This is a genomic window from Terracoccus luteus, assembly GCF_003635045.1.
Lineage (GTDB): Bacteria > Actinomycetota > Actinomycetes > Actinomycetales > Dermatophilaceae > Terracoccus > Terracoccus luteus.
The window spans coordinates 568,587-593,308 of the sequence record NZ_RBXT01000001.1 but is presented as its reverse complement, the minus strand read 5'-3'; the positions used below and the strand labels follow the sequence as shown (position 1 = coordinate 593,308).

Sequence of the window (24,722 nt, the reverse complement as noted above, 5' to 3'; positions counted from 1 at the left end):
GCTCAGACCTCGGCCTCGGTGGACTGCGGCTGACCGCGCTTGCGCCACGTCGTCAGCAGGGTGCGGCCCTGCATCGCGGCCTCGAACGCCTTGTGCCAGAAGCGATTCACGACGAGCTCACGTTCGCCGACCTTCTCGACGACGTCGGCGCCGGCCCCGAGCTTGAAGAGCAGCAGGCCGGTCAGCGGCGAGGTGGCGCCGAGCGAGGTGTTGAAGCCGCGGAAGTCGTAGGCCGTGCAGCCGAGGTCGATGGCGTCACGGATCGCCTTCCACTGCAGAGCGTTCGAGGCGCGCGCGTCGCGGTTGCGGCTCGTCGAGCCACCGTAGAGGTAGGAGAACGTCGGGCCCACACGGATCATGAGCGCGGACGCGAGCACGTCACCGGCGACGTTGGCCTCGTAGAAGGACGCGTCGACGCGGGGGTCAGCGGCGAACGCCTTCATGATCCGCTCGAAGTAGAACTTCGGCCGGGGGAAGAAGCCGTCGCGGTGGGCCGACTCGGTGTACTGCTCGTAGAAGGCGTCGAGGCCCTCGAGGCCTCGGACGACCACCTCGACCCCGGCCTTCTCCGCCTTCTTGATGTTGCGCCGCCACTGCTGGTTCATCGAGCGCAGCACCGTGGGCGCGTCGCGGCCCTCGAGGTCGACGATGCACAGGAAGCGGGGCTGGCCGACGGCATTGCTCGTGCCCCAGCCGATCGGCGTCCAGCCGGCGCCGTCGAGGTAGGTCTCGAGCGCCCGGGCCGACGGGTTGTCGAACGCCGGCGGCAGGCTCGTGAACGACAGCAGCCCGCCCTCGCCAATCTGCTTCTTGACGACGTCGGGCGCCCACGTCCGCGACGTGACCGGGCAGCCGACGCGCAGGGCGAAGGCGCCCGCGCCGCGGGCCCAGTCGGTCAGCGGGTCGAACCAGGCGGCCGGGTCCTTCGCCACCTCGTCCCACGGCAGGCCCGGCCCCTCCGGCAGGTACGCGAAGGAGCGGCGGGTACGCGGCACGGGGCGGGCGAGCACGAGGCCCGCACCGACGCGGGTGCCCTCGGCGTCGAACCAGCCGAGGTACTGCCGCCGCCAGTCGGGCTTGGAGGCGGCCCAGCTCGGCGTCTGCAGGAAGCTGCCGCCGACCTCGAGCAGCGTCGCGAGCTCCTCGTCGGCGGTGATGGGCCGCACGGTGAGGGGGCCGGTCCGGGAGGTCAGGGCGGTCATGGCCGTCACCCTATCGGCGGGGCGGACCCGCACCCGACGGCGTGCGGGGCCACGGTCGTCGGGAGGCGGGGGCGAGCGCGGTCGTCAGGAGGTGAGCGCCGCGCGTCGGCGCGTGTGCCGGATCCACCACAGCCCGAGAACCGGCAGCAGCAGCGGCACGTAGCCGTAGCCGGCGCCGAAGTGCGACCAGACGGTCTTGTCGGGGAACGCCGAGGGCAGCGCGTACGAGAGGGCGCCCACGACGAGCACGCCGGCGAGCTCGACGGTGAGCGCGACGGTGGCCAGGCGCACCGACGAGCGGTCTCCGCGGGCAAGGCCGACGGTCGCGACGACGTAGATCACGGCCGCGAGGGCCGACATGACGTACGAGACGGGGGCCCGGTCGAAGTACTCGCTGATCTGCAGGATCGACCGGCCGGTGGCCGCGAGGGCGAGCAGGCCGTAGACGGCGACGAGCAGGCGGCCGGGTCCACGCCCGGTGTGCGGCCCGGCATCCGGCTCAGACATTGAGGCTCCACACCTGCTGCAGGCGGCCGACGAGGATCATGACGACCAGGGCGCCCGAGACCATGATGCCCATGGCCCAGCGGCCGCGTTCCTTGATGGCGATGAAGACGGCCGCGGGCGGCACGACGAGGACCGTGAAGAGGTAGGCGATGAACGTCGCCCGCTCGCCGCCGTCGGCGATGGCGCCCGAGCGGCCGAGCCCGAGGACGAGCTGGACGAGCAGGCCGAGCTCGACGACGAGGGCGATGATGATGAGCAGGTTGTCGATGAGCAGGCGCCGCACGAGGTGGTGGGCCGACGCCAGGGCGAGCGCGGCGCAGGCGACGAGCAGCCCGACGGTCAGGGGTTGGAGCACGGCGGCATCCTACGTCGTGCCGCTGGTGCGCCCCGGCGCCCGCCGACCCCGTAGATTGCGCCTCGACGCGCCGCGTGGCACGTCGTGCGACGACGCCGGTACGAGGCCGGCGCGCGAAGGAGGTCACGTGCCGGTCAGCCCGCTCGTCGTCGACCGTGCAGCGGGATGCCTGCTCGGGGAGGCCTGCGGCGACGCCCTCGGCGTCCCGTACGAGATGGCCGCTCCCCCGGTCGGGGAGGCCGTCATGAAGGGCGGCGGGCTCGGGCCCTACGACCCGGGCGAGTGGAGCGACGACACGCAGATGACGCTGTGCGTCGCGACGGCTGCCGCCGCAGGCCTCGACCTCACCGGGCCCGACGGGCTGGATGCCGTGGCGGAGGCCTTCGTCGCCTGGCTGGCCGGGGGTGCCACCGACGTGGGTCTGCAGACCCGCACCGTGCTGCTCGACGCCGCCTCGCTGCCGGGCCGCCCGCACGAGCAGCTCACCGCGTCCGCCGAGGCCCTGCACGCGCGGACGGGCCACACGGCCGGCAACGGGGCGCTCATGCGCACCTCGGTCGTGGGCCTCTTCGCCCTCGACGACCGCGAGAAGACCGCCGCGGCGGCCCGGGCGGTGGCCCGGCTCACCCACGCTGACGATCTCGCGTCCGACTCGTCGGTGCTGTGGTCGGAGGCCATCCGCGTGGCCGTCACCGAGGGGACGCTCGACCTCGCGGCCGGGCTCGACCTCGTCGCGGACGGCAACCGCGCGCGCTGGGCCGACTGGCTCGAGGAGGCGACCGGCGCGGACCCGGGTCAGTTCCAGAACAACGGCTTCACGGTGACGGCGCTGCAGGCGGCCTGGGCCGCGATCACGACGACCGACCGTGGCGACGGCTCGGCGATGCACGTGCAGCGCGGGCTGCAGGCAGCGGTGCGGGCCGGCCACGACACCGACACCGTCGCGGCCGTGGCGGGTTCACTGCTCGGCGCCCGGTACGGCGCTTCGGCGATCCCGACGCAGTGGCGGCGCATGGTGCACGGCTGGCCCGGGTACCGCGCCCACGACCTCGTCGAGATCGCGGTCTCGACTGTGCGCGGCGGCCGTCGTCCGGGCGAGTGGCCGTCGGTCGCGACGATGGTCGACCCGGACGTGCCGTCCCTCGCCCTGCCGCACCCCATCGACCCCGACATCCTGCTCGGCAGCATCAGCGACCTGCGCCGCGCTCGCGAGCTCGGTGTGCAGGCGGTCGTCTCGCTCTGCCCGCTCGGGCTCGACGACGTGCCGGCCGAGGGGATGTCGCCGCGGGACCACATCGAGTTCTGGTTCAACGGCGACGCGGGTGACGCCGACGCCAACCCGCACCTCGACTTCGTGCTCGACGACGCGTCGTCGGCGCTGCGGCAGTTCCGGGCGGAGGGCAAGCGGGTGCTGCTGCACTGCCACACCGGCAGCAGCCGGGCGCCGGCCGTGGCGCTGCGCTACGCGGTCGACCTCGGGGTGGCGCCCGAGCTGGCCCAGACCTCGATCCGCTCGGCGGTGCCGGACGTCCGGGCCGAGGGACGGCTGTGGGAGGTCGCCGCCCACGGCGAGTGACGCGCGTCGCCGTCGCCGGCGGCGGGGACGTCGACCCGCACCTCCGTCGCGACGTCGACGAGCCGGCACAGCGCGTTGACGGCGCGCAGCTCGTCGGGCGTGTGCACGCCCGCGTCGAGCAGCCCCGGGTCGGCGACGACGACGGCGAGCGCCCGGGCCCGCGACACGGCGACGTTGAGCCGGTGCAGGTCGAAGAGGAACGGCACCCCGCGGGGCGAGGCAGCCGCCGACGAGCTGGCCATCGAGTAGACCACGACCGCGGCCTGCTGACCCTGGAACTTGTCGACGGTGCCGACCCGCGCGCCGGGAGGAAGGGCTGCGACGAGGGCGGCCACCTGCGCGTTGTAGGGGGTCACGACGAGCACGTCGTCGAGGCGCAGCGGACTGACGTCACCGTCCGCGTCGGTCCACGTGCCGTCGAGCAGCCCGTCGACGAGAGCCGCCACCACCTCCGCCTCCTCCGGGTTGTCCTGCCCGCGCTCGACCGGTGAGGTGACCGGCACCCACCGCAGGCCGTGGCCGGTCACCGGGCCGGGGGCGTCGACGCGCTGCCGGTCGCGACCGGGTGCGGCGTGGAGGCGACCCTCGTAGGCGAGCTCGGACACGAAGGCGGTGAGGTCGGGGTGCATGCGGTGGGTGACGTCGAGGAACACGCCGCGGTCGGACGGGACGACGTCGTGCACCTCCTCCGTCGGGCCCTCCCCCGTCGTGCGCAGGTGGTCGAGGGCCGAGACCCCGGAGCCGTACGGGTGGACCGCCTTCGTCGGCTGGGTCAGCTGCTGGGGGTCGCCGAGCAGGACGAGGGACCGGGCGGCCGGCGCCACCGCGACGGCGTTGGCGAGCGAGAACTGCCCGGCCTCGTCGACGACGAGGACGTCGACGGCATCCGTCATCTCCTCGCGCGACCACAGCCACGCCGTACCGCCGACGAGGCCGACGCGACCGCTCGCGAGGGCGTCGACGACCTCCGCGTTGTCGGTCGTGTGGTCGATGAGCGGCGCCTCGCGGGTGGTGTCATCGTCACCCTCGACACCTGAGGCGCCGCCGGAACCCGTTGCGGTGTCGGCGTTCTCGCCCCGGCTGCCGTCCTTGTGCAGTGCCGGGCGGCCCACCTCGCCGAGCAGGTTGAGCACGACGGCGTGCGACTGCGCGGTGACACCGACCGTGAGCCCGGCGTCGAGCAGCGCCCGGATGAGAGCCGACCCGGCCCAGGTCTTGCCGGCCCCGGGCGGACCCTGCACCGCGAGCACCTCGCCGTCGAGGACGCGCCCCACGCGGACGACCACGTCGGCCGGGGTCTCCCCGTCGCGGACCCGGAGTGACTCGGCGGCGGGCACGACGCGGTCGAGCAGACGGGTCGCGAGATTGGACCCACCGGCGAGGGCCAGCTCGGCGGTGCGGGCGATGCTCTCGCGCAGCACCTGGTCCATCACCGGACCGGGGCCGCCGATGCCGCGCGGTCGCGGCGGGTCGAGCGCCTTGGCCATCGACAGGTCGATCCACCCCTCGAGGGGGTCGAGGGCCACGACCTTGCCGACGTTGGCGTGCGTGTCGACGTCGGGGACGTAGCCGCCGATGGAGACCCTGCAGTCCTGCGGCGGGAAGGGGTAGCGCCACACCCGTGAGCGGCGCACCAGCCCGACCTCCTCCGGCTCGCCCAGCCCGCCGATGGCGGTGGCGTCCTCGACCAGCTCGGCGGTCTCGAGGTCCTTGTAGCGGAAGTAGTCCCACCACTCGGGGCGCTTCTCGCGCCGGTGCCAGCCGACGAGCCCGGCCAGCAGCCGCGCGGTGGGGCCGTCGGCGTCGACGAGTCGCTCGGCGAGGTCGATCTCGGCGAGCTCGTTGTCGCCGATCTCCTTCACCGGCGCGGTGCCGGGTCGCGACAGCACCTGGCCGTCGCGCTCCAGCTCGTCGCGCCGCTGCTCGAGCCACTCGTGCAGGGCGTGGGTGGAACGCACGTCCTCACGGTTGTACAGACGGATCGCCTCGAGGATCCCGTCCTCGTCGGCCGCCGTCGACGGGTCGCCGGACGCGTCGTCGGCCCGGGCGGCGAGCCACCGCTCGTACTCGACGACGGACGACAGCCCGTCGGTCACGGCGGCCCCCTCTACAGCGGACCGCGTTGTCCCCCAGTAGAACTCCTCGAGCTTCTTGATCGAGTACGACCCCTTGCTGATGCGCACGCCCTGACGCACGACGGCGTAGAGGTCGACGAACACCTCGTGCCGCAGCAGCTGGTCGAGCTCGGCCTCGCGCGTGGCGTGCTGCCCGACGAGGCGCTTGAGCGCCGTCGTCTCGTAGGGCGCGTAGTGGTAGACGTGCATGGCCGGGTGCTGCGTCCAGCGGTCGGTCAGCCAGTCGACGAGGTCGGCGGTCAGCCGGCCCTCCTGCGCGAAGTCGTGCGCCCAGAACGCCGTGAACTCCCCCTCCCGAGTCCACACGCCGGCGAGGTACTCCCGGCCTGCTCCGCCGTCGGCCCACGGGTCCCCCTCGAAGTCGAGGTAGACGTCACCGGCATCCGGCTCGGGCAGCAGTTGCAGGCCGCGGCGCGGCTCGGGCGGGAGCAGCTCGTACTGCGCCTGACCCGTCTCGCGCTCGGCCAGCTGCAGGCGCGCCTGCAGGTGCAGCCGACGTCGGCTCGTCGTCGACAGGGCCCGGGCGACCTGTTCGTCGGGGGCCTCGGCGAGGGCGCGCAGGGTCGGGATGCCGACGTCGACGAGCGCCGCGCGGTGGTCGGCCCGCATGCCGGCGACCTGGATGAGGTCGTCGCGGTCGACCCACTCCTGGGCGCAGCGCTCCTTCCAGCGACATTGGCCGCAGTGCTCGACGCGGGCCGACTCGGTCGCTCGGGGGTGGGTGACGGCATCCTCGAGGTCGGCCCGTCGGCGCCGCGCGTACGGCGCGACGTCGACGAGGCGCCACGCGTGACGCTCGCGGTCGCCGGTGACGACGGTGAGCCAGCGAGGCGGCATCCCCTGGAGGGTCTCGAGCCGCGCTGCGTACGTCGCCATCTGCAGCAGGGCGGGCACCTTGAGGCGGCGGGCGAGCTTCGTGTCGGCGATGTCGTAGCGCCAGCCGCCGAACACGCTCGACTCCCCCGGCGGCAGCTCGACCTTGAGCAGGAAGTCGGCCAGTCCCACCCAGTGGCCGTCGAAGAAGGTCGCCTGGTAGACGACGTCGACACCTCGCCGCATGGCGTCGACGGTCGCCGCCTCGGCAGCCTCGCCCGACAGGTCGAGGTCGGCGATGTCCTCGACGACGAGACCCTGCGCACGCAGCTGAGCGAGGTAGGCGTACTCGTGCTCGAGGCCCTTGGCGAAGACGAGGTTGAGGGCGTCGTCGGGACCGGTGGACGGACGCTGACCGCCCTGGAGCGCCTCGAGGTCGAGCGTCGTGACGTGCGGGCACGCCACGTGCTTGGTGAGGTCGGTGGGGCTCAGCACGAGCCGACCGTCGATGCGCTGCATGGCGGCGAGTATGCCCGCGGCCGCCGACAGTGCCGGGCCGGTGACGCGGCCGGGCGCTGCCGCCGCCGACGCGCGGTGGGTACTGTCGGGCATGGCCATCGCCCGGTACAAGGACCTCTGTGTCGACTCCCTCGACGCCCACGCCCTCGCGGCCTTCTGGGCGCCGAGGCTGGGGCTGGAGGCGCACCCGCACGACGACGGCGACGCGTGCCTGCGCTCGCCAGACGGGGACACCGCGGTCTGGGTCAACCGGGTGCCCGAGGCGCCGTCGGTCAAGAACCGGCTGCACCTCGACGTCAACGCCGAGTCGGTCGAGCCCTTCGTCGCGTCGGGAGCCGTGCTGCTCGACGACTCGCTCCCGTGGACGGTGATGCGCGACCCCGACGGCCAGCTCTTCTGCGTCTTCACGCGCGACCAGCCGGTGACGCGGCGTCTCTACGAGCTCGTGTGGGACGTCACCGGTGACGACGACGCCGCCGACGAGGTCGCGCGGTGGTGGGGCGGGCTGCTGGGGTCGGAGGTGCAGCGCAGCGGACGCGGCTTCAGCTGGGCCGAGCCCGTGCCTGGTGCGCCCTTCGAGTCGTTCGTCTACCAGGCGGTCCCCGAGGCGAAGCAGGGCAAGAACCGCGTGCACGTCGACGTCACGTGCGACGCCGTCGAGGGGCTCGTCGCCGCCGGGGCGCGTGTGCTGCGCGGACGCGGCGACGACATCCAGTGGACGGTGATGAGCGACCCCTGGGGCAACGAGTTCTGCGCGTTCACCGACGAGTGAGCCTCGTGCTGGCGTGATCGACGTCGGATGCCGGGAGGTGGCCCACCGTCTCCCTCGCACCGTGCCCGTGGTGGGCGGTCTGGCGACGCGCTGCCCTGCTTGTTGGGAGCCGAGGCTCTGCGGGCCGACGGCGTGGACCTGTGGATGACGGGAGCGCAGGGGGGTGCGCCTGCGGCAGGATCGTGGCACCCTTCCGGCAGCACTTCGTGCGGTGGCCCTGCGGCCGCCGTCCGTGCAGGTTCACGATCAGGGGAAAGTGATGTCCGTTTCACGACGAATGACGATGGCGTGCGCCGTCGCGGCCACGGCCGCGGTCGCCCTCTCGGCCTGCTCCGGCTCACCTCCCGAGGCGGCCACGAGCAGCCAGCAACCGTCGAGCTCGAGCACGGCGCCGCCGCCCACGACGAGCACGTCGATAACGACGACCACAGCCGCTCCGACGACGAGTTCGGCGGCGACCGTCGACCCGGTGATCGCGAGGATCCCCAAGGCCGCACGCCCCAAAACTATGCAGGGCGCCGAAGCTTTCGCTTCGTTCTACGTTGAACAGTTGAACCGGGCCTTCACTACCGCCGCTCCTGAAGAGCTCACCGGGCTCTTCTCGACCTCGTGCGCGAACTGTGAGACCTACTTTCAGACGGCACAGAAATTTGAGCGCAATCGATGGCGGCATTCGAGTGCCTCGCTCAAGATCGCATCGGCGACCGCGTCGAAATTCTCAACCAATAGCGCCATCGTCAACGTTTTCTTGACGCAACGGGGGGTCAAGATTCTGGACTCTCAAGATCGCGTTGTCGACACCACTTCCGACGCTGAGGGCGCATTCATCATCAGCTTGGCATTTCGCGAGCACTGGGAAGTGCAACGTCTCCAGACGGCAAAGAAGTGAGGAGCTTGGCTCGCCTGCTTGGCGTCGCCAGTCTCGCCCTGTGTCTGTCGGCGGCTGGCCTCACGGTGGCCGTGGCGGACGAGTGCAACGGGGATTACTTCAATGGAGAGTGCGGAACAGATACGGGCGGCGCCTATGCAGGACTCACTCGAGCTCAAGTGCTTGCATTGCCCAAATTTCCCGGTGACGACGGTGGCGCCTTGCTGCCCGACCGGCCCGAGAACGCACCGGTCTACCAGTACCTCTCCCTCTACGACTGCCCCCAGTCGCTGCCCGGGACGATCAGCGAGGACGCGTCCTGCGCGCATGCCCTCAAGGACTGCCCTCCCGACATGGTCGGGCCCTACCTGCGGATCTGGCGCCAGACCCTCGTCGCGGGAGAGGTGACCGAGCCGTGGGTGACAGAAGGAGCAACGTGCGCTGCTGACGTCGCCCCGGGGGCACGCCCGACGCTGTCGATGGCCGACATCGTCCAGGCCTTCAAACGGACTCCGTGGTCCAAGCCGCAGGTCTCGAGCCAGCCGGCCGGCAACACCACCCTCGTCAACCTCACGACGTTCTACAAGGTCGACTGGACGGCTGACGGCTTCGCCCCCGGCGAGGTCGACACGAGCACGCTCCTCGGCATCCGGGTCAGCATCCGCCCCAGGCTCGTCGGGTTCACCTACACGTTCGGCGACGGCAGCTCAATCGGGCCGACGACGTCGACCGGGGGCGTGTATCCCGACGGCGACATCACCCACGTCTACCGCGAGCCGGGTTCGTTCCCCGTGCGCGTCAACACGACCTTCGGCGCCGACTTTAGTCTTGACGGCACGGAGTGGAACCCCATCCCGGCGACGGTCACCGTTCCCGGACCGGCGACCGACGTCACCGTGCGCGAGGCCCGGGGCGTCCTCGTCAGCCGCTGACCCGCTCCACGCGGTGGCGCGACGGCGTCGGGGGCCACTGCGTCGGCGTCGTGTTCAGAAAGAGAGACCGCGTTCACCACCCCTCACGTCCCGGGGGTGCCAGAGGCACGACGTGATGTGCGTTCGACACCTCTGCGCCGCCGGAGGTGTCGAACGCACATCGGACGGTCACCTCAGCGAAGTGGGTGGTCGCCCTCGGCCTCGACGGGGTCATCGTCGGAGTCGCCACCGTCGACCCGCGGCGTCGAGGCACGCGTCGCAGCAGCGGCACCCGCCGCCGCCTCGGCCCCGGCCGGTTCGTCCGTCATCGACGCCGCGCCCTCCGGCTCGTCGACCGTGTAGCGGTCACCGACTTCCGCATGTGCTGCGCCGGGCGTGGCTCCGCCCCCGGGCCCGACCGACTCGGCGGGCGGAGCCACGCGGTCGCCCCCCGGCTCCTGGCCCGGCTCGTCGGTCATGAGCTCGTCCTCGTCACGGGCGTCGCGGTCCCAGCTGACCGTGGCCGGCCGGTCCTCGTCGATGGGGGTGTGAGCACCGCCGAAGCTGGGCTCCGACGCGCTCTGGGCGGCGAGCCCGCCTCCGGCACTGGTCAAGGGGACGTTGAGACCGTGGTCGCTGCGCTGCGACGGCAGCACCGGTTCGTGGCGACTGGGGGCACTGCGGCGGCTCACCGACCGTCCGCTCATCACGTACCAGAGCACCCCGAGCACCACGATGACGAGCACGAGCAGCAGTGGGAACCTCATCGTCTTCTCCTTCGCTCCACCTGCGGTGTGTGTCGGTGACCTACCCCGTCGCCGACGGAAGGAACGGCGTGGTGACCACTTCGAGACCTTTGTCCAACCGCGATGCGCGTCAGCGCTCAGCCTCAGCCGGCGTCCCCGCGGTGGGTCACGGCCTCGACGTTGTTGCCGTCCGGGTCGCGAACGAAGGCCCCGAAGTACCTGGGGTGGTACTCCGGCCACAGGCGCGGTTCGTGGAGCGACTCGGCGCCGAGGCGTACGGCCGCCTCGTGGAAACGTCGGACGGAACCGGCATCCGTCGCGCTGAACGCCAGGTGCATCTCGCGGTTCACCTCCGGGCCCGACCAGGCGGAGATCCAGAAGTCGGGGTGCCCCTCGGTGCCGTAGCCGATCGCCTCGCCGACGTCCATCTGCCGCGTGAAGCCGAGCTCGCCGAGGACGGCGTCGTAGAAGCGGGAGCTGGCCGCCAGGTCGATGCACGTGATGCCGAAGTGGTCGATCATCCGTCGACGGTAGCGAGTGGCGACGCCGGTCCGCCCGTCGTTTCCGCGCCACGGCCCGATTCCGGGCGGCGTTGTCGGCGAGAGCTGTCCGGAATCGGGCCGTGGCGGGATCTTGAACGGGCGAAGGCGCTGGAGCCTGTCCGGAATCGGGCCGCGGCGAAAGTCTGGACGGGCGGGGCCGAGAGGGCGTGTCCGGAATCGGGCCGTTGCGACGACGACGGCGGATGCCGGGGCGCGCGGTCAGGGCATCGTCAGCCGGCTCCCATTGTGCTGGGGCCCCGAGGCTGGTCGACTGTCCCGAGGCGGGGCGCCGTCCGGGCGGCCCGTGCGACGCGGAGGTGGACATGAGCAGTGACAGCAGCGCGACCGCCCAGGGCGAGGTCGACGACGAGTCGGTGGCCACCGGCGACTCCGAGGGCGGCACCACCTCGACAGCCGGGACGGTCCACGTCAGCCGGGAGGTCGGGGCCCCCGTCGAGCAGGTCTGGCAGCACCTCATCAGCACCGCCGGCACGGAGGCGCTGCTGGGCCCCGGAGCCCGCCTCGGCGGCAAGGGCGAGTCGTGGCGCAGCACCGACGGCCCGCACGGCGTCGTGCGCAGCTACCACCCCATCGAGCAGCTGCGGGTCTCGTGGCACGCCGACGACGACGCGCCGGCCAGCCTCGTCGACCTCCACCTCGTCGACGCCGGCGAGAGCACGACGGTCGACGTCACCCACGAGCGCCTCACGGCCGACGACCCGCACCCGGACGTCGAGGGCCACTGGAGCCAGGCCCTGGACCGCTTCGCCGACAGCCTGACCTGAGCCGGGTCGACGCGGGACCACTCCGGACGAGGGCCGTTGACTTCCACGATGCAGAAGATAATATCCGCGAGACAGAATCTGCTGAGGAAGAGGCCGCCATGACCCACACCCCGTCCGCCGTCGACGAGCGCGTCGACACGACCGGCCTCGCCGCCCATCTCGCCGACGACCTGGCCGACGACCTGGCCGACGACCTGGACGCGCGGCTCGAGGCGGCCGACGCCGACCTCGCCCGCCGCTTCCCCGGGGAGCGGCCGGGCCGGCAGCCGGTGCACACCGTCTACGTCCCGGCCGACCGCTTCACCCCCGACCTCGCCACCCGCTGGGGCCAGGAGGCACTGGCCGCCGTCGCCGCCCACGAGACCGCCTTCCACGACCTGCTGAGCCAGGCGTCTGGACCCACCGCCGGCGACACCGCCACAGACACCCGCGCCCGCCTCGACGACGTCCGCCGCAAGCTCGCCGCCGAGCCGATCGAGGACCTCCGCATCGACTTCGAGGACGGCTACGGCGACCGCCCCGACAGCGAGGAGGACGCCGAGGTCGACCGGGCCGCGGCCGCCCTGCTCGAGGGGCGGGCGACCGGCAGCGCTCCGCCGTTCACCGGCATCCGCTTCAAGTCGTTCGAGGCGCCGACCCGCCGCCGCGGCGTGCGCACGCTCGCGCGCTTCGTCGAGGCGGTGGTCGACGGCGGCGCGCTGCCCGACGGCTTCGTCGTCACCCTGCCCAAGGTCACGAGCGTCGAGCAGGTCGAGGCGATGGTGCACGCCGCCGGTCGCCTCGAGCAGGGTCTGGGCCTGACCACCCCCCTACGCTTCGAGATCCAGGTCGAGACGCCGCAGTCGATCCTCGGGCCCGACGGCACCGCGCTCGTCGCGCGCATGGTGCACGCCGCCGAGGGGCGCTGCACCGGCCTGCACTACGGCACCTACGACTACTCGGCGTCAGCCGGCATCGCGGCGCAGTACCAGGCCATGGACCACCCCGCCGCCGACCACGCCAAGGCCGTCATGCAGGTGGCCGCCGCGGGCACCGGCGTGCGCCTGTCCGACGGCAGCACCAACATCATCCCGACCGGCGACGAGGATGCCGTCGTGGCCGCGTGGGCGCTGCACCTGCGACTCGTGCGCCGATCCCTCGAGCGCGGCTACTACCAGGGCTGGGACCTGCACCCCGCGCAGCTGCCCACCCGGTACGCCGCCGTCTTCGCCTTCTACCGCAGCGGTTTCGACGCGGCGGCCGCCCGGCTGCGCACCTACCTGTCGCGCGCCGACAGCAACGTCATGGACGAGCCGGCCACGGCCCGCGCGCTCGCCGACTTCATCCTGCGCGGGCTCGACTGCGGCGCCCTGACCGACGTCGAGGTCGAGAGCGCCGTCGGCGAGGGCCGGGCCGCGCTGGGCGTGCTGGCCAAGCGCGCCTGAGCCCACCGGCATCCGACCGCGCCACGTTTCCTCAGGGTTCGTCACGGTCCGCCACGACGCCGGAACACGGTGCGGTCGGACCGTTGACGCCGTCGGCGCCACTCCCTACAGTTCCGTTATTCGATAATCATCTTCCACATCACGGAATCAACTGATCGCAGCGGTCATTAACGGCCCGACGCGACCCGAGCCACGTCACCCCGATGGCTTCGCACCGGCGCGAGCGATTCGAGCACGACCACAGCCTCGACATTGGAGTAGAACCATGAGCATCGTCCTGGGCCCCAACCAGTACGGCAAGGCGGAGAACCGCGTCGTGCGCATCACGCGCGACACCGCGCGGCACGAGATCACCGACCTCAACGTCTCGACCTCGCTGCGCGGCGACTTCGCCGACGCGCACACCACCGGCGACCAGGCCAAGGTGCTGCCGACCGACACCCAGAAAAACACCGCCTTCATCTACGCGAAGAAGCACGGCGTCGCCTCTCCCGAGGACTACGCCCTCGCCCTCGGCCACCGCTTCCTCGACGTGACGCCGGCCGCGACGAGCGCCCGCATCGAGGTCGAGCAGTACGCCTGGGACCGCATCCCCGTCGGCGACGGCGGCCACGACCACGCCTTCGTGCGGCGCGGCGGCGACGTGCGCACCACCGTCGTGACGGTCGGCACGAGCGCCGGCACCGGCGACATCGACGGCGACGGCGACGGCGACGGCGACGGCGACGGCGACGGCGACAGCAACGGTCGCGAGGCCCACGTCATCTCGGGCCTGAAGGACCTCGTCGTGCTCAAGTCGACGGGCTCGGAGTTCAAGGGCTACCTGCGCGACGAGTACACGACGCTGCAGGAGGCCGACGACCGCATCCTCGCCACCTCGCTCGTGGCCCGCTGGCGCTACCTCGGCACCGACGTCGACTGGAACAAGACCTACGACAGCGTGCGCGACACCCTCCTCGAGCTGTTCGCCCGGACGTACAGCCGCGCGCTGCAGGAGAGCCTCCACGCCATGGGCACCGCGGTGCTCGAGCGCCACCCCGACGTCGCGGAGATCCGCTTCTCGGCCCCGAACAAGCACCACTTCGCCGTCGACTTCAGCGCCTTCCCCGACGTCGAGAACGACGGAGAGGTGTTCATCGCCGCCGACCGGCCCTACGGTCTCATCGAGGCGAGCGTCGTGCGCGACGACGTCCCCGAAGCGCCCGAGGCGTGGCTCGCCACGCCGGGCTTCTGCTGACCCACGCCGCTCGGAAGGGACTGACATCACCATGAGTGCGACCGCAACTCCCCCCAAGCCCACGCGCCCGTCGCGCCACCCGGTCGACGAGGTGCTGCCTGCGCCGCGACTCTTCGTCTACGGCTTCCAGCACGTGCTCGCCTTCTACGCCGGCGCGGTCATCGTGCCGATCCTGCTCGCCAGCGCCATCGGCCTGTCGCAGGAAGAGCTCATCCACCTCATCAACGCCGACCTCTTCACGTGCGGCATCGCCTCGATCATCCAGTCCGTCGGGTTCTGGAAGGTCGGCGTCAAGCTGCCCCTGCTGCAGGGCGTGACCTTCACCGCCGTCAGCCCGATGATCGCCATCGGCCTCGCGGCGGGCGGCGGCACCGAGGGCCTGCTCGTCATCTACGGCGCCGTCATCGTCGCCGGCCTCTTCACCTTCTTCATCGCGCCGTACTTCAGCCGGCTCATCCGCTTCTTCCCGCCGGTCGTCACGGGCACGGTCATCCTCATCATCGGCATCGCGCTGCTGCCCGTCGCGGCCAACGACGCCGCCGGTGGCCTCGGCCCCGACTTCGCGCCCTTCAGCGGGCGCAACCTCGCCTACGCCCTCGGCACCCTCGCGCTCATCGTCGCGATCCAGCGCCTCTTCAAGGGCTTCATGGCGACGGTCGCGGTGCTCGTCGGCCTCGTCATCGGCACGCTCGTCGCCTGGGCCCTCGGCGACGCCCACTTCGACTCTGTCGGGCAGTCGTCGTGGTTCGGCGTGACGACGCCGTTCTTCTTCGGCTGGCCGAAGTTCTCGGTCGCCGCCATCATCTCGATGATCGTCGTCATGCTCATCACGGCGGTCGAGACGACCGGCGACGTCTTCGCCACCGGCGAGATCGTCGACAAGCGCATCGAGCGCGACGACATCGCCCGGGCCCTGCGCGCCGACGGCATGGCCACCACGCTCGGCGGCGTCTTCAACTCCTTCCCGTACACGTGCTTCGCCGAGAACGTCGGCCTCGTGCGCCTCACCCGGGTCAAGAGCCGCTACGTCGTCGCCATGGCGGGCGCCATCATGATCGTCATCGGCCTCATCCCCAAGGCCGGCGCGCTCGTGGCCGGCATCCCCCACCCCGTCCTCGGTGGGGCGGCCATCGCGATGTTCGCGACCGTCGCCGTCGTCGGCATCCAGACTCTGTCGAAGGTCGACTTCCACGACCACCGCAACGTCGTCATCGTCGGCACGAGCATCGGCCTCGCTCTCTACGTCACCGTGCTCTCGACGGGCTCGACCGGCTTCGCGCCGCAGGGCACCGAGGACATCCGCAACGCCGTCCCGGAGTGGGCCCAGATCATCGTCGGCTCCGGCATCACCCTCGGCAGCCTCACGGCGATCATCCTCAACCTGCTCTTCCACCACGTCGGCCGCAACCGCGGCCCGGCGGTGGCGGGCTCGCCCGGCAACCTCGTGCGCCTCAGCGAGGTCAACGAGATGACCCAGGACCAGTTCGTCGAAACCTTCGGCAGCCTCTTCCAGGGGCCGCGCTGGGTGGCCGAGCGGGCCTACGACCAGCGCCCGTTCGCCGACACCGGCGACCTGCGGCAGGCCTTCCAGGAGGCCCTCTTCGCCGCCAGCGCCGACGAGCAGCGCGAGCTCATCAACGCCTACCCCGACCTCGGCGCCGAGAGCGTCGCCGACGGCGCCCCGGGCGACCCCTCGCTGCGCGACCAGTCGGCGCTCGGCCTGACCCGCCTCGACGAGAAGTCGCACGGCGAGCTCGACGAGCTCAACGGGCAGTACCGCGAGCGGTTCGGCTTTCCCCTCGTGACGTGCGTGCGCGACCGCGACTCGTACGCGCAGGTGCTGCGCCACGGCTGGGAGCGCCTCAACAACTCCCCGAGCCAGGAGCACGCGGCCGCCCTCATCGAGATCGCGAAGATCGCCGCCTACCGCTTCGACGACCTCGTCGCCGACGCCAACCCGGTGCTCAGCGCGCGCATGCGCATCACCGACGTGGACTCGATGGCATGAGCGCCGCCACCGAGCACGCCCGTGCGACAGAGGGTTCCGCGGGTCTCCACGCCTTCAACGCCCTGCCCGACGATGAGGCGCGCACCCGCGTGCTCGCCTGCCTCGGCGTCCCCCGGTTCGCCGACGTCGTCGTCGGCGGGCGCCCGTACGCCGATCTCGACGCGCTGCTGAGCACCGCCGAGGATGCCGCGGACGACCTCACCGACGACGAGCTCGCCGCCGCGCTGGCGGGCCACCCTCGCATCGGCGAGCGGGCGACGTCGGCCGCCCACCAGGCCGAGTTCAGCGCCCGCGAGCAGTCGGGCGTCGACCCGGATGACGCGCAGGTCGCGACCGAGCTCACCGACGGCAACCGGGCCTACGAAGAGCGCTTCGACCGCGTCTTCCTCATCCGCGCCGCCGGCCGCACCGCCGGCGAGATCCTCGGCGAGCTGCGCCGTCGTCTCGGCAACGACGACGCGGCGGAGCGGGCCGAGACGGTCACCCAGCTGCGCGAGATCGCGCTGCTCCGACTCACGGAGGTGGCCGCGTGAGCAGCCTCTCGACGCACGTGCTCGACACGAGCCTCGGCCGCCCGGCGGCCGGGGTGGAGGTGTCGCTCGAGACCCTCGACGGGGCGGCCCTCGGCGCCGGCACGACCGACGCCGACGGTCGCGTGGGGCGGCTCGGCCCCGAGCACCTCGACGCCGGCGACTACCGACTGCGCTTCGCCTCGGGTGCGTACTACGCGGCATCCGGCGTCGAGGGCTTCTACCCCGAGGTCGTCATCGCCTTTACGGTCACCGAGGCGGGGGCGCACTACCACGTGCCGCTGCTGCTCAACCCGTACGGCTACTCGACCTACCGGGGCAGCTGAGCCCATGGCACGGACCGTGATCGACGGGTGCACCGTCGTGACGATGGACGCTGCCCGCACGGAGCACCGCACCGGCCACGTCGTCGTCGACGGCGGCCGCGTCGCCGCCGTCGGGCCCGGGCGGCTGGCCGAGGCCGACCGGCGACCCGACGACCGGGTGGTCGACGGCGCCGGGTGCGTCGCCACCCCCGGCCTCGTCAACACCCACCACCACCTCTACCAGTGGGCCACGCGCGGGATCGCCTGCGACAGCACGTTGTTCGAGTGGCTGACGACGCTCTACCCCGTATGGGCGGGCATCGACGAGGACATCACCGGGGCAGCGGCCACGGCCGGCCTCGGCTGGCTCGCCCGTACCGGGTGCACGACCGCCATGGACCACCACTACGTGTTCCCCCACGACGGCGGTGACGTGCTCGGCGCCGAGATCGAGGCGGCCCGGCGGGTCGGGGTGCGCTTCCTCGCCACCCGCGGGTCGATGGACCTCGGCCGCTCCCGCGGGGGCCTGCCGCCCGACCACGTCGTCGAGGGCCTCGACGAGATCCTCGCCGCGAGCGCGGCGGCGGTCGAGCGACACCACGACCCGTCGCCCGACAGCCGGCTGCGCATCGGCCTCGCCCCGTGCTCGCCGTTCTCGGTGACGGGCGACCTGCTGCGCGAGTCGGCGGCGCTCGCCCGCGACAAGGGCGTGCGGCTGCACACCCACCTCGCGGAGACGACCGACGAGGTCGACTACTGCCGGGAGCACTTCGACAGCACCCCGGTGCAGTACATGGAGTCGGTCGGCTGGCTCGGCGACGACGTGTGGTTCGCCCACGGCATCCATTTCGACGACGAGTCGGTGGCCACCCTCGCCCGCACGGGCAGCGGTGTCGCCCACTGCCCGTCGTCGAACGCCCGACTGGGCGCCGGCATCGCCCGCACCCGGGCAATGCGTGACGCCGGGGTGAAGGTCGGGCTCGGAGTCGACGGCCCGGCCTCGAACGAGGCGTCGTCACTCATCGAGGAGGCCCGGCACGCCCTGCTGCTCGCCCGCGCCGTGGGCGGGCCGCGGGCCCTCGGCGTCCGGGACGCGCTCGAGCTGGCCACCATCGGTGGGGCGCGGGTGCTCGGCTGGGACGACCAGATCGGCTCGCTCGAGCCGGGCAAGCAGGCGGACCTCGCCCTGTGGCGCGTCGACGGCCTGGCCCACGGCGACATCGTCGACCCCGTCGCCGGCCTCGTGCTCGGCGCGATGCCCCCGCTCGAGCTGCTGCTCGTCGGCGGTGACCCCGTCGTCGAGCGCGACCGCCTCGTCGGTGTGGACGAGGTCGACCTGGCCGCCGACCTCAAGGCCGCGAGCACGAGGCTGCTGCAGCGCGCCGGCGTCGCCGGCTGACCCCACCCGTCGCGCCGTCACCAGGGCCGCCCACGACCTCACGTCGTGGGCGGCCCTGTGTCGTCGACGGCCCGGTGTCGTTCGAGCGCCGTGTCGTGAGCACGACTGTGCCGTCGGTCGATCCGTGACCCAGACGACCTCGTCACCGCGCCGACGGGCACACCGTCCCGAGGGTCGAGATGCCTTGACGCCACCCTCCCCGTTCCCTACTCTTTTGCATATCGGAAGTTTATTTCCACATTACGGAAGTACAGAAGACACCATGACCCTCACCACCGCCCAAGGACTGCCCTACCTCGCCAACTGCTCGCTGCTCTTCACCGAGCTCCCGCTGCTCGAGCGGCCCGCCGCGGCGCGCGCCGCCGGGTTCGACGCGGTCGAGTTCTGGTGGCCGTGGCCCGACCAGCCCGTCCCCGGCGACCGCGAGGTCGACGCCTTCGTGGCGGCGGTCGACGACGCCGGCGTGCAGCTGGCCGGTCTCAACTTCTTCGCCGGGCAGCTCACCGGCCCCGACTGCGGTGTGCTGTCGATCCCATCGCGTGCCGCGCAGTTCACCGACAACATCGACGTCACCCTCGGCATCGGCGAGCGCCTCGGCACCCGCGCCTTCAACGCCCTCTTCGGCAACCGGGTCGACGACGCCACGCCCGAGCAGCAGGACGAGCTCGGCCGCGAGAACATCGCCCGCGCCGCCCGGGCCGCCGCCCGCATCGGGGGCACGGTGCTCGTCGAGCCGGTGAGCGGCCCCAAGCCCTACCCCCTGCGTGCCGCGGCGGATGCCGTGTCGGTCGTCGACGACGTGCGCGCGGCCGGTGCCCCGAACGTCGGCCTCCTCTGCGACCTGTTCCACCTCGCCAACAACGGCGACGACGTGGCCGCCGCCATCGACCGCTACGCGGACCGCATCGCCCACGTGCAGGTCGCCGACGCCCCCGGGCGCGGCGAGCCCGGCTCCGGACGGCTCGACCTCGACGCGCACCTCGCCGCCATCGCGGCCACGGGCTACACCGGCTGGGTCGGGCTCGAGTACACGCCCACGACGGCCACCACGCCCGAGAGCCTCGCCTGGCTCACCGCCGCTCCGACCGTCGCCTGAGCCCCTTCCAGCACCGTCCCTCCCGCCCCCACTAAGGAGCCAGTCATGACCACCATCGCCTTCATCGGCCTCGGCATCATGGGCAGCCCGATGTCCGTGCACCTCGCGAACGCCGGGCACGACGTCGTCGGCTACAACCTGCACCCCGACCGCACCAAGGACCTCGTCGCCGCCGGCGGCCGGGCCGCCGGCTCGATCGCCGAGGCCGTCAAGGGGGCCGACGTCGTCGCCGTCATGGTGCCCGACTCCCCCGACGTGCAGGCCGTGCTGCAGGGGGACGAGGGCGTCTTCGCCAACGCCCAGCCCGGCACGCTCGTCATCGACTTCAGCTCCATCCGCCCTGACGTCACCGCCGAGCTGGCCCGTGAGGCGAGCGCGCACGGCTTCCGCCTTCTCGACGCCCCCGTCTCCGGCGGCGAGGCGGGCGCGAAGAACGCCGCCCTGTCGATCATGGTCGGCGGGTCGGCCGAGGACTTCGCCGAGGCCAAGCCCCTGCTCGACACCGTGGGCCGGACCGTCGTGCACGTCGGGGGCAACGGCGCCGGGCAGACCGTCAAGGCCGCGAACCAGCTCGTCGTCGCCGCGAACATCCAGGCGCTCGCCGAGGCCGTCGTCTTCCTGCGTGCCTACGACGTCGACCTCGACGCCGCCCTCACCGTCCTCGGGGGCGGCCTCGCCGGCTCGAAGGTGCTCGACCAGAAGCGCGACAACATGCTGAGCGACTCCTTCGAGCCCGGCTTCCGCATCGACCTGCACCACAAGGACATGGGCATTGTCGGCAGCGCCGCCCGCGAGGCCGGGGTCGTGCTGCCGCTGGGCACCCTCGTCGCCACCCTCATGGCCGCCGCCCGCGCGAACGGCGACGGCGGGCTCGACCACTCCGCCCTGCTGCGCGGCGTCCAGCGGCTCAGCGGCCAGCCGACCGCCCGGCCCACCGCCCAGCCCACCGCCCCCTGACCCCGTCCGCACTGGACGCACTGGACGCACGAGACCCAAGGACACACGATGGCACGCATGACAGCCGCCCAGGCCGCGGTCGAGATCCTCAAGCGCGAGGGCGTCACCGACGTCTTCGGCCTCCCCGGGGCCGCGATCAACCCCTTCTACAAGGCCATGCAGACGAACGGCGGCCTGCACCACACGCTGGCCCGCCACGTCGAGGGCGCCTCACACATGGCCGAGGGCTACACCCGTGCCCGGGCCGGCAACATCGGCGTCTGCGTCGGCACGAGCGGGCCGGCCGGCACCGACATGGTCACCGGCCTGTACTCGGCGAGCGCCGACTCCATCCCGATCCTCTGCATCACCGGCCAGGCACCCGTCGCCAAGCTGCACAAGGAGGACTTCCAGGCCGTCGACATCGCCTCGATCGCCAAGCCGCTGACGAAGATGGCGGTCACCGTGCTCGAGGCGGCGCAGGTGCCCGGCACCTTCCAGCAGGCCTTCCACCTCATGCGCTCCGGCCGCCCCGGACCGGTGCTCATCGACCTGCCCATCGACGTGCAGATGACCGAGATCGAGTTCGACGTCGAGACCTACGAGCCGCTGCCGGTCTACAAGCCGGCCGCGACCCGCAAGCAGGTCGAGAAAGCCCTCGACATGCTCGCCGCCTCGGAGCGTCCCCTCATCGTCGCCGGGGGCGGCGTCATCAACGCCGACGCGGCCCACCTGCTCGTCGGGCTCGCCGAGCTCACCGGCGTGCCCGTCGTCCCGACCCTGATGGGCTGGGGGTCGATCCCCGACGACCACGACCTCAACGTCGGCATGGTCGGCCTGCAGACGAGCCACCGCTACGGCAACGAGACGATGCTCGCCTCCGACTTCGTGCTCGGCATCGGCAACCGCTGGGCCAACCGGCACACCGGCGACCTCGAGACCTACACCGCCGGACGCACCTTCGTGCACGTCGACATCGAGCCCACCCAGATCGGCCGGGTCTTCGCCCCCGACTACGGCATCGTCAGCGACGCGAAGGCCGCCCTCGAGCTGTTCGTCGCGGCCGCCCGCGAGCGCCGCGACGCCGGCTCGCTGCCCGACCGCGGCGCGTGGCAGGAGCAGTGCCAGCAGCGCAAGCGCACGCTGTGGCGCAAGACGAACTTCGACACCGTGCCGATCAAGCCGCAGCGGGTCTACCAGGAGATGAACACCGCCTTCGGCAAGGACGTCCGCTACGTCAGCACCATCGGGCTGAGCCAGATCCAGGCCGCGCAGCTGCTGCACGTCTACGAGCCGCGGCACTGGATCAACGCCGGCCAGGCCGGTCCGCTCGGCTGGACCGTGCCCGCCGCCATCGGGGTCGCGACGGCCGTCCCGGACGCGACCGTCGTCGCCCTCTCCGGCGACTACGACTTCCAGTTCATGATGGAGGAGCTCGCGGTCGGGGCGCAGTTCAAGGTCCCCTACATCCACGTGCTCGTCAACAACGCCTACCTCGGGCTCATCCGCCAGTCGCAGCGCGGCTTCGACATGGACTACTGCGTCCAGCTCTCGTTCGACAACGTCAACGCGCCCGAGCTGAACGGCTACGGCGTCGACCACGTCAAGGTGGCGGAAGGGCTGGGCTGCAAGGCGATCCGCGTCTCCGAGCCCGACGGCATCCGCCCCGCCCTCGAGCAGGCGAAGAAGATGATCGTCGAGTTCCAGGTGCCCGTCGTCGTCGAGGTCATCCTCGAGCGGGTCACCAACGTGTCCATGGGCCTGCGCATCGACGCCGTCACCGAGTTCGAGGAGCTCGCCGAGCACCACGCCGACGCGCCCACCGCCCTCTACGCGAACCTCGACTGACGTGCCTGTCGACGACGGCGACGAGCGCGTGAGGGCGGGGGCACCTGCCCCGACCATCCGCGTGCTCGTCGCCCCCGACAAGTTCAAGGGGACGCTGAGCGCCGCCGGCGTGGCCGCCTGTCTCGCGGCCGGCCTGCGCGCCGCGGGCCCGGGCCTCGAGGTGACCGTCGTCCCGGTCGCCGACGGTGGCGACGGCACCGTCGACGCCGCCGTCGCGGCCGGCTTCGAGCGGGAGTCGCTGAGCGCCACGGGCCCGGCGGGCGTGCCCCTCACGACGTGCTGGGCCAGACGCGGGCCGGATGCCGTCGTCGAGCTCGCCGACGCCAGTGGCCTCGCGCGTGTCCCCCACGGCGCCCTCGCCCCCCTCACGGCGACGAGCCGGGGGACGGGCGAGGTCATCGCCGCCGCCCTCGACGCGGGCTGCCGCCGCATCGTCGTCGGCATCGGGGGCAGCGCCAGCACCGACGGCGGGGTCGGGCTGCTGCAGGCCCTCGGCGTGCGGGTGCTCGACGCCGACGGGCACGACGTGGGCCCCGGCGGGGCAGGGCTCGAGGCGGCCGCGCGGCTCGACCTCACCGGTCGTCACCCCGCCCTCGCCGACGCCGAGCTCGTCGTCGCCTGCGACGTCGACAACCCGCTGACCGGCGTCCACGGCGCGGCCGCGGTCTACGGGCCGCAGAAGGGCGCCACCGCCGAGCAGGTCGAGCGCCTCGACGCCGCCCTCGACCACTGGGCCGACCTCGTCGCGAACGCCACCGGCGCCGACCGGCGTGACGAGCCCGGTGCCGGGGCCGCGGGAGGGGTCGGCTTCGGCCTGCTCGCCGTCGCCGGCGCGCACGCCCGACCCGGGGCCGAGCTGGTCTTCGAGCTGACCGGCCTGCACGACGCCCTCGCCGGCGCCGACCTCGTCGTGACGGGCGAGGGCTCGCTCGACGAGCAGACGCTGCGTGGCAAGGCGCCCGCCGCGGTGGCCGCCGCGGCCCGGGCCGCCGGCGTGCCCGTCGTCGGCGTCGCCGGCCGGTGCAGCCTCGACGCCGACCGCCTCGTCGCCGCCGGCTTCCGCGAGGTGCACACGACCGCCGACGAGGCGCAGACCCTCGAGGAGTCGATGCGCGCGCCCGGCCCGCTGCTCGAGCGCATCGGCCGCCGGCTCGGCACCGCGCTCGTGGCGGACCGTGGTGGGCACGACGTCCACGGCAGCCGCGCCCGCTCCACGGCGGTGTCCCGGTGAGGCTGGCCCGGGTCGGCCCTCCCGGCCGCGAGGTCCCGGTCGTCGTCGCTCCCGACGGGCGGCTGCTCGACCTGCGCCCCCTCACCCGCGACGTCGACGGCCCCTTCCTCGAGCAGGGCCTCGCCCGGGCCGCCCTCGCCGCGACGAGCGGTGCGCTGCCCCCGCTAGACCCGCCCGACGGCATCCGCTTCGGGGCGCCCGTCGCGCGGCCCGGCAAGGTCGTCGGCATCGGCCTGAACTACCACTGCTACGCCCGCGCCGTCGGGGCGCCGGCCCCGGCGGAGCCGGTCGTCTTCCTCAAGGCGACGAGCGCGCTGTGCGGGCCGACCGACCCGGTGCGCCTCCTGCCCGGCTCGACCACGACCGACCACGAGGTCGAGCTCGCCGTCGTCGTCGGCCGGGTGCTGCGCGACGCCTCACCGGCCGAGGCGCTCGCCGGCGTCGCGGGCTACGCCCTCGCCGACGACCTCAGCGACCGCGACCTCCAGCTCGAGCGCGGCGGCACGTGGACCAAGGGCAAGTCGGCCGACACGTACTGCCCCCTCGGCCCCTGGCTCGTCACGCCCGACGAGCTCGGCGACCCGGCATCGCTGCGGCTCACGCTCGACGTCAACGGCGAGCGCCGCCAGGACGGCTCGACCGCCGACCTCGTCTTCGGCGTGGCCGACGTGCTCGCGTACGTCAGCGGCCTCATGACGCTCGAGCCGGGTGACGTCGTCATCACCGGCACCCCCGCGGGCGTGGCCCTGGGCCGGCCCGAGCCGCGGCCCTACCTGCGCGCCGGCGACGTGCTCGAGCTCGACGGCGGCCCGCTGGGGTCGCACCGCAACGTCGTCACCGCGGCCGACGTAGCGGCCGCCGGCTCCCACCCCCACCGGCCGGCGCGGCCACACCACCACCTCGCCGCGGCAGCAGGGCCCGGGGCGGCTACGGTCGGCGCAGGACGACCGGCACACCGACAGACCAGGAGGACATGA

The 24,722-nt window shown here is 72.7% G+C and carries 22 protein-coding genes; 16 read left to right on the top strand and 6 right to left on the bottom strand.

Annotated elements, in window-relative coordinates; all coding sequences use genetic code 11:
* Nucleotides 1-2: 2 nt before the first annotated feature.
* The 3 genes from DFJ68_RS02835 to DFJ68_RS02825 form a co-directional block, all read right to left on the bottom strand.
* The gene (locus tag DFJ68_RS02835; protein WP_121030840.1) at nucleotides 3-1,202 is read right to left on the bottom strand and encodes a lipid II:glycine glycyltransferase FemX; all 1,200 of its coding nucleotides are present in this window, start codon (nucleotides 1,200-1,202) and stop codon (nucleotides 3-5) included.
* 84 nt (nucleotides 1,203-1,286) lie between these two features.
* The gene (locus tag DFJ68_RS02830) at nucleotides 1,287-1,709 is read right to left on the bottom strand and encodes a hypothetical protein (protein WP_121030838.1); all 423 of its coding nucleotides are present in this window, start codon (nucleotides 1,707-1,709) and stop codon (nucleotides 1,287-1,289) included.
* Entirely contained in the window at nucleotides 1,702-2,064 is a 363-nt protein-coding gene (locus DFJ68_RS02825) for a hypothetical protein (RefSeq protein WP_121035024.1), read from the bottom strand. The genes DFJ68_RS02830 and DFJ68_RS02825 overlap by 8 nt, the downstream gene beginning before the upstream one ends.
* 127 nt (nucleotides 2,065-2,191) lie before the next feature.
* Here DFJ68_RS02825 and DFJ68_RS02820 point away from each other — a divergent pair, with 127 nt between their 5' ends.
* The gene (locus DFJ68_RS02820; RefSeq protein ID WP_245963419.1) at nucleotides 2,192-3,640 is read left to right on the top strand and encodes an ADP-ribosylglycohydrolase family protein; all 1,449 of its coding nucleotides are present in this window, start codon (nucleotides 2,192-2,194) and stop codon (nucleotides 3,638-3,640) included.
* On the opposite strand, the gene DFJ68_RS02815 is transcribed toward DFJ68_RS02820, so the two are convergent.
* Nucleotides 3,526-7,200 (bottom strand): TM0106 family RecB-like putative nuclease, encoded by a 3,675-nt coding sequence (locus DFJ68_RS02815; RefSeq protein ID WP_245963418.1) that lies wholly within the window; start codon nucleotides 7,198-7,200, stop codon nucleotides 3,526-3,528. The two genes, DFJ68_RS02820 and DFJ68_RS02815, sit on opposite strands and share 115 nt — an antisense overlap.
* Between DFJ68_RS02815 and DFJ68_RS02810 the strand changes: the two genes are divergently transcribed.
* From DFJ68_RS02810 to DFJ68_RS02795, 3 genes are all read left to right on the top strand, one after another.
* Nucleotides 7,199-7,879 (top strand): VOC family protein, encoded by a 681-nt coding sequence (locus DFJ68_RS02810; RefSeq protein WP_121030834.1) that lies wholly within the window; start codon nucleotides 7,199-7,201, stop codon nucleotides 7,877-7,879. The two genes, DFJ68_RS02815 and DFJ68_RS02810, sit on opposite strands and share 2 nt — an antisense overlap.
* A gap of 163 nt (nucleotides 7,880-8,042) precedes the next feature.
* Complete coding sequence (locus DFJ68_RS18210; protein WP_170165690.1) at nucleotides 8,043-8,768, top strand: DUF6318 family protein; 726 nt, start codon at nucleotides 8,043-8,045, stop codon at nucleotides 8,766-8,768.
* A 200-nt stretch (nucleotides 8,769-8,968) separates the two neighbouring features.
* The gene (locus DFJ68_RS02795; RefSeq protein ID WP_121030828.1) at nucleotides 8,969-9,679 is read left to right on the top strand and encodes a PKD domain-containing protein; all 711 of its coding nucleotides are present in this window, start codon (nucleotides 8,969-8,971) and stop codon (nucleotides 9,677-9,679) included.
* Between the two features lie 173 nt (nucleotides 9,680-9,852).
* On the opposite strand, the gene DFJ68_RS02790 is transcribed toward DFJ68_RS02795, so the two are convergent.
* Nucleotides 9,853-10,425, bottom strand: coding sequence for a hypothetical protein (locus DFJ68_RS02790; RefSeq protein WP_121030826.1), 573 nt, complete (start codon nucleotides 10,423-10,425; stop codon nucleotides 9,853-9,855).
* A 122-nt stretch (nucleotides 10,426-10,547) separates the two neighbouring features.
* Nucleotides 10,548-10,925 (bottom strand): VOC family protein, encoded by a 378-nt coding sequence (locus DFJ68_RS02785; RefSeq protein ID WP_121030824.1) that lies wholly within the window; start codon nucleotides 10,923-10,925, stop codon nucleotides 10,548-10,550.
* A 344-nt stretch (nucleotides 10,926-11,269) separates the two neighbouring features.
* Here DFJ68_RS02785 and DFJ68_RS02780 point away from each other — a divergent pair, with 344 nt between their 5' ends.
* The 12 genes from DFJ68_RS02780 to DFJ68_RS02725 all read left to right on the top strand — a co-directional run bounded on the left by DFJ68_RS02780 (nucleotide 11,270) and on the right by DFJ68_RS02725 (nucleotide 24,722).
* Entirely contained in the window at nucleotides 11,270-11,731 is a 462-nt protein-coding gene (locus tag DFJ68_RS02780) for an SRPBCC family protein (protein WP_121035022.1), read from the top strand.
* Nucleotides 11,732-11,829: 98 nt separating this feature from the next.
* Entirely contained in the window at nucleotides 11,830-13,155 is a 1,326-nt protein-coding gene (locus DFJ68_RS02775) for a DUF6986 family protein (protein WP_245963417.1), read from the top strand.
* A 265-nt stretch (nucleotides 13,156-13,420) separates the two neighbouring features.
* Nucleotides 13,421-14,392 (top strand): factor-independent urate hydroxylase, encoded by a 972-nt coding sequence (pucL, locus tag DFJ68_RS02770; RefSeq protein ID WP_121030822.1) that lies wholly within the window; start codon nucleotides 13,421-13,423, stop codon nucleotides 14,390-14,392.
* Between the two features lie 31 nt (nucleotides 14,393-14,423).
* Nucleotides 14,424-16,400 carry a 2-oxo-4-hydroxy-4-carboxy-5-ureidoimidazoline decarboxylase gene (gene uraD / locus DFJ68_RS02765; protein WP_121030820.1) on the top strand — a complete coding sequence of 659 codons (1,977 nt, stop codon included), beginning with the start codon at nucleotides 14,424-14,426 and terminating at the stop codon, nucleotides 16,398-16,400.
* Nucleotides 16,397-16,933 (top strand): 2-oxo-4-hydroxy-4-carboxy-5-ureidoimidazoline decarboxylase, encoded by a 537-nt coding sequence (gene uraD, locus DFJ68_RS02760; RefSeq protein ID WP_121030818.1) that lies wholly within the window; start codon nucleotides 16,397-16,399, stop codon nucleotides 16,931-16,933. The genes uraD (DFJ68_RS02765) and uraD (DFJ68_RS02760) overlap by 4 nt, the downstream gene beginning before the upstream one ends.
* On the top strand, nucleotides 16,930-17,256 hold the full coding sequence (gene uraH, locus DFJ68_RS02755) for a hydroxyisourate hydrolase (RefSeq protein WP_121030816.1): 327 nt from the start codon (nucleotides 16,930-16,932) through the stop codon (nucleotides 17,254-17,256). The genes uraD (DFJ68_RS02760) and uraH overlap by 4 nt, the downstream gene beginning before the upstream one ends.
* Nucleotides 17,257-17,260: 4 nt before the next feature.
* A complete protein-coding gene (locus DFJ68_RS02750) occupies nucleotides 17,261-18,634 on the top strand; it encodes an 8-oxoguanine deaminase (RefSeq protein WP_121030814.1) in 1,374 nt (457 codons plus the stop codon).
* 286 nt (nucleotides 18,635-18,920) lie between these two features.
* On the top strand, nucleotides 18,921-19,730 hold the full coding sequence (locus tag DFJ68_RS02745; protein WP_211333443.1) for a hydroxypyruvate isomerase family protein: 810 nt from the start codon (nucleotides 18,921-18,923) through the stop codon (nucleotides 19,728-19,730).
* 45 nt (nucleotides 19,731-19,775) lie between these two features.
* Nucleotides 19,776-20,687: a 2-hydroxy-3-oxopropionate reductase gene (locus tag DFJ68_RS02740; protein ID WP_121030810.1), complete on the top strand. Its 912-nt coding sequence runs from the start codon at nucleotides 19,776-19,778 to the stop codon at nucleotides 20,685-20,687.
* A 48-nt stretch (nucleotides 20,688-20,735) separates the two neighbouring features.
* Nucleotides 20,736-22,514: a glyoxylate carboligase gene (gcl, locus tag DFJ68_RS02735; RefSeq protein ID WP_121030808.1), complete on the top strand. Its 1,779-nt coding sequence runs from the start codon at nucleotides 20,736-20,738 to the stop codon at nucleotides 22,512-22,514.
* Between the two features lies 1 nt (nucleotide 22,515).
* Nucleotides 22,516-23,745, top strand: a complete 1,230-nt coding sequence (locus DFJ68_RS02730) for a glycerate kinase (protein ID WP_245963416.1) — start codon at nucleotides 22,516-22,518, stop codon at nucleotides 23,743-23,745.
* Nucleotides 23,742-24,722: a fumarylacetoacetate hydrolase family protein gene (locus DFJ68_RS02725; RefSeq protein ID WP_121030805.1), complete on the top strand. Its 981-nt coding sequence runs from the start codon at nucleotides 23,742-23,744 to the stop codon at nucleotides 24,720-24,722. The genes DFJ68_RS02730 and DFJ68_RS02725 overlap by 4 nt, the downstream gene beginning before the upstream one ends.